Here is an 11,880-nt window from a genome sequence, read left to right on the forward strand (position 1 = left end):
CGCTCTTGCCACCTATGCCTGACAACGGTCTCGCACCGCCCCCATGTCCCTGCTAAATTGAGTCCCTTGTCACCGCCAGGGAAGCACCATGGGACACTCACTGAAAATCTTGGGGCGCACGTCCTCCATCAACGTGCGCAAAGTGCTCTGGACCTGCCAGGAACTCGGCATCGACTACCAGCGTGAAGACTGGGGTATCGGCTACACCCCCACCCAATCCCCGGAATTCCTCGCCCTGAACCCCAACGCCCAGGTGCCGGTGCTGATCGACGACCACGGTGTGTTGTGGGAATCCAACACCATCTGCCGTTACCTGGTCAGCCTCTACCAACGCCACGACCTGCTCCCCGCCGAGCCCGCGCCACGGGCCCGGGTCGAGCAATGGATGGACTGGCAAGCCACCGAACTCAACCCGTCCTGGGGCTACGCGTTCCATGCGCTGGTGCGCCAGAACCCGGACTACCAGGACCCGCAGCGCCTCCAGGCCGGCGTGCAGGCCTGGAACGACAAGATGGGCCTGCTCGAACAACAGCTGATCAAGACCGGCGCCTACGTCACCGGCGATGAATTCACCCTGGCCGACATCCTCGTCGGCCTCTCGGTACACCGCTGGCGCAACGCGCCGCTGGAGCATCCGCCCTACCCGGCGGTGGAGGCGTATTACCAGCGCCTCAGCCAGCGCCCCGGCTTCAAAACCTTTGCCCTCGACGGCCATAACTAAAACAAGGACTACAGCGTGAAAGGACTCAACGTACTGCTCACCGGCGCCTGCGGCAGAATCGGCAAGACGTTTTTCGACGCATCCAAAGACCGTTACCGCTTTACCCTCACCGACCGCATCGCGCCGGATTTCGACTTGGGCGAGCACCGCTTCGTGCACGCCGATCTCAGCGACAAATCCAGCCTGGCGGCCTTGTTCGACGGCATCGACGTGATCGTGCACCTGTCGGGCATCCCCCACGCCAGCGCGTCGTTCGATGAATTGCTGCCCAATAACATCCTCGCCACCACCTACCTGTTCGAAGCGGCCGTGACGGCCGGTGTAAAGCGCCTGGTATTCGCCAGCAGCGCGCAAACCATCGAAGGCTACCCGGTAGACCGCCAGATCACGCCCGGCATGCCGGTCATGCCCGCCAACCTTTACGGTGTGAGCAAATGCTACGGCGAGGCGCTGTGTGGCTACTACGCCGCGAAAACCCCGTTGTCGACCATTGCCCTGCGCATCGGCGCCTTCGAGTTCCCCGAAACCCACGACCTCAACAACGCCCGCGACCTCAGCGCCTGGCTCAGCCCGCGCGATGCGGTGCAGTTGCTGCAACGCTCGGTGGAAGCCGAGGGCGTGAAGCACCTGATCGCCCATGGCATTTCCAACAACCGCTTCAAGCGCCTGGACTTGAGCGAAACCACGCGGGTGCTGGGTTACCATCCCCAGGATGATGCGTTTCAGACATTCGAGATTCCGATCACTTATTGAGTTTCCCCATGCCCGCACTCTCTAGCACCGACGGCATCGATCCGATCCGCGCCGCCCATATCAGCGCACGCATCGATCGCCTGCCTGCCGTCGCCACGGTCTGGCGCCTGGTGGCGTTGCTGTCCATCGGCGGCTTTTTCGAGCTATACGACCTGTTCCAGACCGCCTACATCAGCCCCGGCCTGATCAGTGACGGAATCTTCCACACCGGCAGCGAAGGCGTATTCGGTTTCTCGGACCAGGCCACCTTTGCCTCGGCAACCTTCCTCGGCCTGTTCCTCGGCGCCAGCCTGCTCAGCCCTATCGCCGACCGTTTCGGGCGGCGGGCGATCTTCACCTTTGCGTTGATCTGGTACACCGTCGCCACGGTATTGATGGGCATCCAGACCTCCGCCGTGGGCATCATCGGCATGCGCTTCCTGGTCGGCATTGGCCTGGGCATCGAGCTGGTGACCATCGATGCCTACCTCTCGGAACTGGTGCCCAAGCGCATGCGCAGTTCGGCGTTTGCCTTTGCGTTTTTTATCCAGTTCCTGTCCGTGCCGGCGGTGGCGTTGATGTCGTGGTGGTTGGTGCCGCAAGCGCCGTTCGGCGTGTCCGGCTGGCGTTGGGTGGTGTTGTCGAGCGCCGTGTTTGCGCTGTTTATCTGGCAACTGCGCAAGCGCTTGCCGGAGTCACCGCGCTGGCTTGCGCAAAAGGGACGTTTCGAAGAAGCCGGTGTGATCATGGACAACCTTGAAGCACGCTGTCAGAAAGATCACGGCAGACCACTGGATGAGCCCGAGCCCGAAGCCGTCAGCGTGCAGGGTGATGGCCGCTTTGCCGATATCTGGCAACCGCCTTACCGCCGCCGCGCCTTGATGCTGATTGTGTTTCATGTGTTCCAGGCCATCGGCTTCTTCGGTTTTGGTAACTGGCTGCCTGCGTTGCTGTCGGGCCAGGGCGTCAGCGTGACCCACAGCCTGCTCTACGCCTTCATCATCACCCTCGCCTATCCGCTGGGGCCGTTGCTGTTCGTGAAGGTGGCCAACCGCTTTGAAAACAAATGGCAGATCGTCGGGTCGGCGTTGGGCGCGATGGTCTTCGGCAGCCTGTTCGCCCTGCAAACCACGGCGGTGGGGCTGGTGATCTGTGGGGTGATGATCACGTTCTGCAACGCTTGGCTGAGCTTCAGTTATCACTCGTACCAAAGTGAATTGTTCCCCACCAACATCCGCGCACGGGCGGTAGGCTTCTGTTACTCGTTCAGCCGTTTGTCCACGGTGTTCAGCAGCTTGTTGATCGGCTTTATCCTCGAACACCTGGGCACACCGGGGGTGTTGGCGTTCATTGCCAGCAGCATGTTGATCGTGATGATCACCATCAGTTGGTTCGGGCCGCGTACGCGGAGCCTGGCGTTGGAAAACATCGCCCACTGACAGCAACGCTGCCATTTGTCGTGACTGTTATTTCTGACAGTAGACTTGAAGTCGCTATAGGCATCAGATTTTGAGCAGGGCTAGGACAGCTCTATGAAGCCCCTTAGCGAACACATCAGGATAACGTCATGACAAATTCCCAAGTTGAACGCGACGACAAAAATCCCACCAACGGAACGTTCACAGCACAACTCGTCAGAGGCAATGTGATTCTTGAATTCAGAGCCGATGAAATCAGATTAAGAAAAACAGCCTTCCGCTATATTTTGGACGCCACGATGCAAGGCTCCAATGTGGTCTTCTTTGAGTTCCACCTCCCACTTGGAATTACAGGAAACCGAGACAAATACCCCATCCGCAACCCCGACGGACAGGTGACTGCCACTTGCGACTTGAAGTACACCTCCGACCCTACACCCCTCAGGTTTCAAGCTGAGTCCGGAGAAATTACATTTTATGAATTCGATACCAGCACTGGAAAAGTCCATGCGAGGTTCTACATGAGAGCCACAGGTACAGGGGGTGAGTTGTTGGAAGTCAATGCAGGGGAGATGCAGTTAGTGGGTATCGGCCTTTGAAATAATAAGCAGGCCTACAGGGGCTTTCAAACTGCCAGCAACCGGCAAGAAATGGCCGGCAGCAGGACAACTCTTGCCATAGCAGCTTGGCCAGGCCCCAAATTCCCTAGCGTTCACACCCGGCACGCTATTTGCTCCACCTGTGGCACCGAACATTTCCCCAGGTGACCGATCATGCTGGTTAACAACAACACCTTAGCCGTGTCGACCGTTCAACAACTCAAACGGCCCGACATGGACCCCGCCAACGCCGCTGCCAGCGCGCTGTACAGCGGTGCCCTGCAAGCCGCGCAACAAAGCGTGACCGTGCCGGCCGCGCAGAAGGAACTGGACAAGGTCAACGACCGCATCGACGAGGCCTTCGCCAAGACCCGCGTGCAGTTGCAGACTTCCACAGAGGCCGTCACTGCCCCCACCGCGACGCCCGAAGTGCCAAAAACCGGTGCGACCGCCAGCACCGCACGCTCTGAGTTCACTGACTACATGAGCAAATCCCCGGCCGAGCGCATCCGTGAGCAGTTGCTCAAGGAACAGGGTTTGACTGAGGCGGACGTGCAGAACATGTCCCAGGAAAAGCAGGATGCGATTTCCAAGCAAGTGGCCGAACGCCTGAAGCAGCAGCAAGAGCAGCAGGTAGCGGCAAAGACCGTTGACCCGCAGGCGCAGGCAGTGAAAGAGACCCTGGCGGCGATCTAAGCCGCACTTGTGTGGGAGCTGGCTTGCCTGCGATACGGATCACTCGGTGTTTCTGATGTACCGAGGTGATGCTTTCGCAGGCATGCTCCCACAATGATCGGCTTATCAAGATGACAATGCGTTTATTGCAGCTGCAACGTCGAATTGAACTGCCCGATCGCATCCACCACATGCCGTGACCCTTCCTGAATTTCCAGGATCACCTGCCCCGCTTCATTCGCCAATTCCACCCCCAAGCCCGTGCGGCTCAAGCTCGATTGCATGCTCGATACCGCGCTCAGCGACAAGTCGTGGTTCTTGCGCACCACATCGACGATTTCCACCGTCGCCTGGCTGGTTCGCGCCGCCAGGCTGCGCACCTCGTCAGCCACCACGGCAAAGCCGCGCCCGTGCTCCCCGGCCCGTGCCGCTTCGATCGCAGCGTTGAGCGCGAGCATGTTGGTCTGCTCGGCAATGCTGCGGATGGTCTGCACGATAGAACCGATGATGTCCGATTGTTTGCTGACCGCATCGATGCTCTGCGCCGCCTGGTTCAGGTCGTGGGAAATTTCCTCGATGATCTGCACGGTTTGCTGCACCACCTCCGAGCCCTTGCGGGCGCAGGCGTCGTTTTGCACCGAGGTGGCGTGGGCCGAGTCGGCGGCGGTGCGCAAGGTGGTGACCTGGTCAGTGATGTCGCTGGCGAACTTCACCACTTTGTACAGGCGCCCATTGGTGTCGAAGATCGGGTTGTAGGACGCTTCCAGGAACAGGGTCTTGCCGTACTTGTTTTTGCGCTCGAAGCGGTGCGAGTGGTATTCGCCGCGATTGAGCGACGCCCAGAACGCCTTGTAGGCCGGCGATTCCACTTCGTTGCGGTGGCAGAACAGGCTGTGGTGCTGGCCGACGATTTCATCCAGGGAGTACTGCACGGTCTTCAGGAAGTTTTCGTTGGCGTTGAGGATCTGGCCCTGCGGGGTGAACTCGATCACCGCCATGGAACGGCCAATGGCATCGATCAGGCTCTGGTTTTCATGTTCGTGATGGACCCGCGCCGTGATATCCGAGGCGACTTTGATCACGCTCTGCACGTGGTTGTCCTTGTCCAGCACCGGCATGTAGCTGGCTTCCAGCCACACTTCCTGGCCGTGCTTGTTCAAGCGCATGAAGGTGCCACTGAGGGCCTCGCCCCGCGCCAGGTCGCGCCATAGCTTGGCGTAGGCGTCGGTATGGGTGTAGGGCTCGTCGCAAAACAGGCGGTGATGTTTGCCGCGTATTTCCTCGGCGCTGTAACCCATGGTTTTGCAGAAGTTGTCGTTGGCGTCGAGGATCACGCCACTGGGGTCGAACTCGATCATGGCCATGGAACGGCTGATGGCGGCCAGTTTGGCGTTGGATTCGGTGAGGGCGCAGGAGAAACGTTCGATTTCTTGCAGGTCGGATTTGTGATGGCGGTTGAACATGGTCAGATCACCCTAGATTCCCGGCGCCTGGAAGGCGCATTCCATTCATTTGTTGGATATTGCTGGCACACCTTCATGGGGAAATAACCATCCAAATCGCTTTATATGCCAAGCGTCATCAACGGTTCTGGGTGAGCATAGACAGGGCTTGGCGCTATGCAAGGCCACTAGTCAGCCAGCATTTTTAACAATGCGAGCGCGGCGGCTGACGGTGGGCGGTCCGGCGAGCCGACCAAGGCAAATTCGCGGTGCAGCGGCACATCCAACGCCATCACGCGCAAGCCCTTGCGCTGGGACGGCAAGGCCATTTCCGGCACCAGTGTGACGCCGACGCCCTCACGTACCAGGCTGAAGGCACTGTTCCATTCACGCACCTCAACGCGGATATCGCGCAGGGTCAGCCCTGCGGCGGCGCCCAGGCTGCGGGCATTGGCGGTGCAGCCACCGGTAGCCAGCACGAAAGGCTGCTCAAGCAGTTCCTCAAGCGACACCGTGGCATCCGCCGGGCGTTGCGCCAGCGCATGCGCCACTGGCAGCACGGCCGTCCATAAGTCACGGCCCAGCACCGTCGCGTTGCGCTCGGGCGTGGGGTTGAGCACCACGCCTAAATCGATAAGGCCAGTGTCGAGCAGGGTGAGCACTTCGTTGTCAGTGACATCCAGGGTGGTGACCTCGATACCGGGATAGAGCTGCGCAAAACGCTGCAAAGCGGGTGTCAGAAACGTCGCCAGCACCATGGGGAAACTGGCGATGCGAATCGTCCCACGCAGCATCGGTCTGGCTTCGTCCACGGTGCTGCGAATCGCCTGCAAGGCCCCAAGCATCACCCGTGCCTGCTCGATCACACTCAAGCCCAAGGCGGTGGGCAGGGTTTTGCGCGGTTCACGGGTAAACAACTGCGCACCCAGCGTCGCCTCCATACCGGCCATGGCCTGGCTGGCGGCGGATTGGGTCATGCCCACCCGTTCGGCGGCGGCGGTGATGCTGCCGTGATCGGCCACGGCCACCAGCAAGCGCCAGTGCATCAGGTTCATCATGGCAGTAGCTGTCCTTATGGCGGGGGTCTGAACGTTTAATTTTACGCACGGTGCCACGCCCGCGAGACTGGCGCAAATTCAACGGAGCTGCCCCAGATGAAACTGTATTTCTTCCCCCACGCCTGTTCCCTCGCCCCGCATATCGTGCTGCGCGAATTGGCGCTGCCGTTCGACCTGGTCCTGGTGGATAACCAAGCCAAGACCACCGCCGACGGCGACGACTTCCTGCAGATCAACCCCAAGGGCTACGTTGCTGCGCTGAAACTGGACAACGGCCAGGTGCTGACCGAAGCCAGCGCGATCCTGCAATACCTGGCCGACCTGAAACCCACCGCTGACCTGGCGCCGGCCACTGGCAGCTGGGAACGCGTGCGTCTGCAGGAATGGCTGAACTTCATCGCCACCGAGATTCATGGCGGCTTGGCGGTGTTCTTCAACGGCGCGATCCAGGGCGAGGTGAAGGCCTCATTCCAGGCCACCCTGTTCAAGCGCTTCGCGGTGCTGGTGCAGACGCTGGAGCGCCAGGATTACCTGTTGGGTGCGCAGTACTCGGTGGCGGATGCCTACCTGTTCGTGGTGCTGCGTTGGGCGGCGTTTCATGCGATTGATTTGGGTGAGTGGCCGGCGCTGGCGGCGTTTCAGCAGCGGGTGGGTGAGCGACCGGCGGTGATTGCGGCGTTGGCCGCCGAAAACCCATGAGTCGAGATGAAGGCACTCAACGCCAGCACATCCACCGAACCCGAGCGATCCTGGTCCAGGTGGGCCACCTGGCTACGCACGGTTTCATGGATCTGCCGAGCGCCTTCACCTAAACGTAGCTCGCCGCGCAAGTCCACCGCCTGCGCGGCAACAATCAGTTCAATACTGGCCAGCCACAACACCCGCTCGGTCAAGCGACGGGTCTTGTCGACCACGGCCAGCGCCTGGCCCGCATAGTCTTCAACACGGTCCGCCACCGGCACGCTCACCGCCGGCAGTGGATTGGCCAGGTGCCCGATTTCCGCGACCAACGCTGAACTGGTGCGCTGCAAGGCGGCCATACCGACATGACCGGGTTGAGTGATCAGGAAACGCGGCAGATCACTCGAAGCTGGAGATAGTAATTTGGCAATCCGCTCGGCGCTGCACGCGGCCACTCGATTGAGCGCCAGGCCCAACCCTTCAGCGGCCAGCGCCAAGTGGGTGCTGTCGAAATTCGCCGTGGCTAACACAAGCGCCTCTTCGCTGATCAACGCCGGGTTATCCGCACCGCTGCGCAATTCCAGTTCGACCAGCTTATGCAACTGCTGCAACGCCTGCTGCGCCGCACCCTGGACCACCGTGGCACAGCGGAAGCTCAAGGGGTCCTGCAGACGACGCGGGCTGTCCGCCAGCTCACCGCCCGCCAGCAACTGCAACAACACCGCCGACTGCTCGGTTTGCCCCGGTGCCGGCCGCAGGCGCGAAGCCCATGGCTGGAACGGACTGAGGTTGGCCCGATAGCCCTCGCACGATAACGCCAGCGCCGCCAGCACCGCTGCCAACACTTGCTGTGCCTCGGCGACCAGCAATGCGCCGAGCCCGACACTGGCGGCATTTGCCGAGACCAGCGCCAGCCCGTCCTTTCCGGTCAATGGCACCGAAAGCGACAGACTCAAGTGTGCCAAGGGCGCCAGGTCGCTCTCGCCCAACGAGCCGAGTAACGGCACTTGCGGTTCGGCACCCGAGTTAAGTAAATCCAGCAACGCCTGCGCAGCTTGCGCTGAAATACCCGAACGCCCCTGAGCCAATCCTGCCAGCCGCGCGGCGGTAATGGCGCGTAGCTCCTGACGATTGGCCAAACGTCCGACACCCACCGCGCGCCCCAACGGAATACTCGCCTGCACGGGCGCCACCGGTGTATCCACCGCTGCACCGAGGCCGGTGTTTACGCCGTAAATTGGCGTGCCTTCAGCCGCCAGTTTCACCAACAACTGGTGGCCTTCATCGATGCGCTGACGGGCCTGCACAGAGAAATCCGCCGGCACATCCTGCCGGGCAATCGCAAGCAAATCTGCCAGGGCTAAACCTTGGGGATCGAAGTGAATCATGCCCAGCGCAACCGCTGGCCAATCCCCAGGCGCTTGGCTTTCTCCAACAGTGCATGGCCCAGCGCGATATCACTGAGGCTCAGGCCACGGTGCCAGAACAGGATGGTTTCCTCGGCGGTTTCCCGGCCGGTTTTCAAGCCGGCCACGATCTGGCCCAGCTCGGCATGCAGGGTTTCGGCACTGAGTTTGCCAGCGTCGACATGAGCACGTAGCGCGCCAAAAAGCCCGCCTTTGCACTGGCCCCAATCATCGACTACCAGCTTGCTCATGATGTCGGTCAGCGACAATTCCACCGCGCTCATGGTGCCGTAGGGCACCACAAAGGCGCCGGGTTTGATCCACTCGGTGCGCAACAAGGGCTCGGGCTGATCCAGCCTCGACGCCTCGACCACGATGTCGGCGCCACGCACGGTGGACTCCCAATCGTCGGTGACGATCACGGGTTTTCCCAGGTCCTTGCGCAGGCGCTCCGCGAAGGCTTCGCGGCTTTCGCTGCGACGTGAGTGCACGCGAATTTCGTCGAAGTCGAACAGGTGATCCAGCAAGCGCACGTTCCAATACGCCGTACCACGCGCGCCAATGTGCGCCAGCACTTTGCTGTCGGGCCGGGCCAGGTATTTGGCGCCGATGGCCGTAATGGCACCGGTGCGCATATCGGTGATCGCCGAGGCATCCAGGATCGCCTTGGGAATCCCGGTGGCCGGGTCCAGCAGGTTGAGGATCGCCAATTCCGAGGGCAAGCCCCTGCGGTAGTTGTCGACAAAATCCCCCACCACTTTGACGCCCGCATAGCCAATATCGCCGCCGAGTACACCGCGCAGTACGTTGAAGTGGCCGTTGATCTCGCCGCCGGGAATCAGGTGGGTACGCGGCTCGATCACCGCCTCGCCCCGGCCCTGGATCGCCAGGCTGGCTTCGATGGCGGTGAGGATCTCGTCGTTGGTGAGGCCCAGTTCGTCGATGTCCAGGCCGTTGAGAAAATCGATGTAGATCGGTTGCATGGTCTGCTCACTGATTAAATTTGGATGAGTGCGCTTTACCTTGTGGCGAGCGGGCTTGCCCCGCGTTGGGCTGCGAAGCGGCCCCTATCCAAGCCACCGCGGTGCGTCAGGCACACTGTGGTGACAGTTTTGGGTCTGCTCCGCAGTCCAACGCGGGGCAAGCCCGCTCGCCACAACAAACCTTTTCCACCACAGAAAGCAGTCACAGACTATTCAGGGCGCCTTGAATACCGCCTGCTGCACATCGACCTTTTTCGGGATCAGGCCGTTAGCAAAAAACAGGTCGGCGGTGCGTTGTTGGTTGCCGACGTCAACCGCTTCCAACGGGCGAATCGGCGCGGGCGAGCGGTGTTCGAAGTAGCTTTTGACCACGGCCGGTTGCAGGCCCAGGGTCTTGGCCATCAGTGCGATGCTTTCTTCGGGCTGGTCGAGGGACAGGCGCTGCGCCTTGGCCAACGTCTTGATGATCGCGCCAATGGACTGCGGATATTGCTTGGCAAATGGGCTGCTGACCACGAAGAAACTGCCCGCCGGATTGAGGCCCTGGCCGTCGCCCAACACGCGGGCGGAACCGTCGACCACGGCCGCGGAGTAGTACGGGTCCCACACCACCCACGCGTCGACTTTGCCTTGCTCGAACGCAGCGCGGCCATCGGACGGCGACAGGTACACCACGTTCACATCCTTCCATTGCAAGCCGGCGCGCAGCAGGCTTTTCAGGAACAGGTTGTGGGCGCTGGAGCCCTTGAGCAGTGCCACGCGCTTACCCTTGAGTTCGGCCACGCTCTGCACGCTGCTGGCTTTGGGCACCAACACCGCTTCGGTCTTGCCTTCGTTGGGTTCCACAGCGAAGTACTGCAAATCGATGCCAGCGGCCTGGGCGAAGATCGGCGGGATATCGCCGATATTGCCGATGTCCAGGCTGCCGCCGTTCAGCGCCTCGATCAGCGGCGGGCCGCCGAGGAACTCGATCCACTGCACCTGGGTACCGGGCAACGCGTCCTCGAAGAGTTTGTGCTCACGGGCCAGCACCATGCTCACCGAGCTTTTCTGGTAGCCGATGCGCAGCGTGGCCGGTTCAGCCGCCAGCACCTGAGCGGCAACCAGTGAAAGTACCGCAGCAGCGAATATTTTAAGCATCAGAGCGCCCCCTTCAGCTTGGCCGCCACATCGGCTGGCACCCATTGTTGCCAGACGTCTGGATGGTCTTTGAGGAAGGCTTCAGCCACTTGGCGGGGCGGAGTGCGTTTCTCGCTCATTTCCCCGAGGATACCGTTAAGCAGGTCAATCGGCAGGTCGACCTTTTCAAACACGCTCACCAGTTGCGGGTACTGCGCCTTGAACGGTGCCGACACACCAATGGCCAGGCGCGCCGGCATCGAGCGGGTGCCAATGGGGTTGGGGTTTTTCGCGTCGGACAGGGTCTTCCAGGCTTCGGCGTTGAAGGGCGGCTCCTCCAGCTTGACCAGCTTGAACCGGCCCAACAGCGGCGTCGGCGACCAGTAGTAGAACAACACGGGTTTACCACGACGGATCGACGACGCCACTTCGGCATCCAGCGCCGCGCCGGAGCCGGTGCGGAAGTTGACGAAGCTGTCAGTGAGTTTGTAGGCCTTGAGTTTCTGGCTGTTGACGATTTCCGAGGTCCAGCCGGTGGGGCTGTTGAGGAAGCGCCCACGGCTCGGGTCTTCGGGGTCGCGGAACACATCCTTGTAGCGCGGCAGGTCGGCCACCGACTTCAAGTCCGGCGCCAGCGGCTTGATACCGCGCGCGGCATCGCCCTTGATCACGAACTCCGGCACCCACCAGCCTTCGGTGGCGCCTTTGACCGTGTCACCGAGGCCAAACACTTTGCCTTCGTTTTCCGCCTTGACCCACGCCGGACTGCGCCCGGCCCACTCTTCACCGATCACCTGGATATCGTCCTTGGCCAGGGCGGCTTCCAGGCTCACGGTGCTGCCGGGCAAGGTGTCGGTCGGCAGGCCGTAGCCTTTCTCGACGATCAGGCGCAGCACTTCAGTGATCAGGCTGCCGCTTTCCCAGGTGATGTCACCGAAGTGAATGGGTTTGACAGCTTCGGCGGCGTGGGCGGCTGGGGTCAGCAGGCTCAGGGCCAGCAGACCACCGCCCAGGAGTTTTTTCAGATGCTTCATCGGCAACCTCAT

At 61.3% G+C, this 11,880-nt stretch carries 12 protein-coding genes and 1 pseudogene; 6 read left to right on the forward strand and 7 right to left on the reverse strand.

Annotated elements, in window-relative coordinates:
• Nucleotides 1–88: 88 nt before the first annotated feature.
• The 5 genes from ACP7BX_RS24500 (at nt 89) to ACP7BX_RS24520 (ending at nt 4,166) form a co-directional block, all read left to right on the forward strand.
• A complete protein-coding gene (locus tag ACP7BX_RS24500) occupies nt 89–721 on the forward strand; it encodes a glutathione S-transferase family protein (protein WP_426130963.1) in 633 nt (210 codons plus the stop codon).
• Between the two features lie 15 nt (nt 722–736).
• Nucleotides 737–1,474 (forward strand): NAD-dependent epimerase/dehydratase family protein, encoded by a 738-nt coding sequence (locus tag ACP7BX_RS24505; protein ID WP_426130961.1) that lies wholly within the window; start codon nt 737–739, stop codon nt 1,472–1,474.
• Between the two features lie 8 nt (nt 1,475–1,482).
• On the forward strand, nt 1,483–2,892 hold the full coding sequence (locus tag ACP7BX_RS24510; protein WP_426130959.1) for an MFS transporter: 1,410 nt from the start codon (nt 1,483–1,485) through the stop codon (nt 2,890–2,892).
• 128 nt (nt 2,893–3,020) lie between these two features.
• Nucleotides 3,021–3,470: a hypothetical protein gene (locus ACP7BX_RS24515; RefSeq protein WP_426130957.1), complete on the forward strand. Its 450-nt coding sequence runs from the start codon at nt 3,021–3,023 to the stop codon at nt 3,468–3,470.
• Between the two features lie 174 nt (nt 3,471–3,644).
• Entirely contained in the window at nt 3,645–4,166 is a 522-nt protein-coding gene (locus ACP7BX_RS24520) for a hypothetical protein (protein ID WP_426130956.1), read from the forward strand.
• A gap of 122 nt (nt 4,167–4,288) precedes the next feature.
• Here ACP7BX_RS24520 and ACP7BX_RS24525 read toward each other — a convergent pair whose 3' ends face one another.
• The 3 genes and pseudogenes from ACP7BX_RS24525 to ACP7BX_RS24535 form a co-directional block, all read right to left on the reverse strand.
• Nucleotides 4,289–4,858, reverse strand: a complete 570-nt coding sequence (locus ACP7BX_RS24525; protein ID WP_408003533.1) for a methyl-accepting chemotaxis protein — start codon at nt 4,856–4,858, stop codon at nt 4,289–4,291.
• A pseudogene (locus ACP7BX_RS24530) lies at nt 4,832–5,608 on the reverse strand (PAS domain-containing protein); the annotation flags it as partial. The pseudogene ACP7BX_RS24530 and the gene ACP7BX_RS24525, both read right to left, overlap by 27 nt.
• A gap of 167 nt (nt 5,609–5,775) precedes the next feature.
• Nucleotides 5,776–6,645 (reverse strand): LysR family transcriptional regulator, encoded by an 870-nt coding sequence (locus ACP7BX_RS24535; protein ID WP_426130954.1) that lies wholly within the window; start codon nt 6,643–6,645, stop codon nt 5,776–5,778.
• A 96-nt stretch (nt 6,646–6,741) separates the two neighbouring features.
• Between ACP7BX_RS24535 and gstA the strand changes: the two genes are divergently transcribed.
• Entirely contained in the window at nt 6,742–7,344 is a 603-nt protein-coding gene (gene gstA / locus ACP7BX_RS24540; RefSeq protein ID WP_426130952.1) for a glutathione transferase GstA, read from the forward strand.
• Here gstA and ACP7BX_RS24545 read toward each other — a convergent pair.
• The 4 genes from ACP7BX_RS24545 to ACP7BX_RS24560 all read right to left on the reverse strand — a co-directional run bounded on the left by ACP7BX_RS24545 (nt 7,284) and on the right by ACP7BX_RS24560 (nt 11,868).
• Nucleotides 7,284–8,714 (reverse strand): aromatic amino acid lyase, encoded by a 1,431-nt coding sequence (locus ACP7BX_RS24545; protein WP_426130950.1) that lies wholly within the window; start codon nt 8,712–8,714, stop codon nt 7,284–7,286. The two genes, gstA and ACP7BX_RS24545, sit on opposite strands and share 61 nt — an antisense overlap.
• Nucleotides 8,711–9,715 (reverse strand): ornithine cyclodeaminase family protein, encoded by a 1,005-nt coding sequence (locus tag ACP7BX_RS24550; RefSeq protein ID WP_426130948.1) that lies wholly within the window; start codon nt 9,713–9,715, stop codon nt 8,711–8,713. Before ACP7BX_RS24550 ends, ACP7BX_RS24545 begins: the two co-directional genes overlap by 4 nt.
• A 213-nt stretch (nt 9,716–9,928) precedes the next feature.
• Nucleotides 9,929–10,855, reverse strand: a complete 927-nt coding sequence (locus ACP7BX_RS24555) for an aliphatic sulfonate ABC transporter substrate-binding protein (protein ID WP_426130946.1) — start codon at nt 10,853–10,855, stop codon at nt 9,929–9,931.
• On the reverse strand, nt 10,855–11,868 hold the full coding sequence (locus ACP7BX_RS24560; RefSeq protein WP_038850570.1) for an ABC transporter substrate-binding protein: 1,014 nt from the start codon (nt 11,866–11,868) through the stop codon (nt 10,855–10,857). The genes ACP7BX_RS24555 and ACP7BX_RS24560 overlap by 1 nt, the downstream gene beginning before the upstream one ends.
• Between the last annotated feature and the right edge of the window lie 12 nt (nt 11,869–11,880).

Origin of the sequence: Pseudomonas sp. DWP3-1-3b3 (assembly GCF_049896305.1) — a bacterium.
Lineage (GTDB): Bacteria > Pseudomonadota > Gammaproteobacteria > Pseudomonadales > Pseudomonadaceae > Aquipseudomonas > Aquipseudomonas azotoformans_A.

What these genes read in the sequence shown, in the direction of transcription:
- ACP7BX_RS24500 (WP_426130963.1), top strand. Translation starts at nt 89, where the DNA reads ATGGGACACTCACTGAAAATCTTGGGGCGCACGTCCTCCATCAACGTG.
- ACP7BX_RS24510 (WP_426130959.1), top strand. Translation starts at nt 1,483, where the DNA reads ATGCCCGCACTCTCTAGCACCGACGGCATCGATCCGATCCGCGCCGCC.
- ACP7BX_RS24515 (WP_426130957.1), top strand. Translation starts at nt 3,021, where the DNA reads ATGACAAATTCCCAAGTTGAACGCGACGACAAAAATCCCACCAACGGA.
- ACP7BX_RS24520 (WP_426130956.1), top strand. Translation starts at nt 3,645, where the DNA reads ATGCTGGTTAACAACAACACCTTAGCCGTGTCGACCGTTCAACAACTC.
- ACP7BX_RS24535 (WP_426130954.1), bottom strand. Translation starts at nt 6,645, where the DNA reads ATGATGAACCTGATGCACTGGCGCTTGCTGGTGGCCGTGGCCGATCAC.
- gstA (WP_426130952.1), top strand. Translation starts at nt 6,742, where the DNA reads ATGAAACTGTATTTCTTCCCCCACGCCTGTTCCCTCGCCCCGCATATC.
- ACP7BX_RS24545 (WP_426130950.1), bottom strand. Translation starts at nt 8,714, where the DNA reads ATGATTCACTTCGATCCCCAAGGTTTAGCCCTGGCAGATTTGCTTGCG.
- ACP7BX_RS24550 (WP_426130948.1), bottom strand. Translation starts at nt 9,715, where the DNA reads ATGCAACCGATCTACATCGATTTTCTCAACGGCCTGGACATCGACGAA.
- ACP7BX_RS24555 (WP_426130946.1), bottom strand. Translation starts at nt 10,855, where the DNA reads ATGCTTAAAATATTCGCTGCTGCGGTACTTTCACTGGTTGCCGCTCAG.
- ACP7BX_RS24560 (WP_038850570.1), bottom strand. Translation starts at nt 11,868, where the DNA reads ATGAAGCATCTGAAAAAACTCCTGGGCGGTGGTCTGCTGGCCCTGAGC.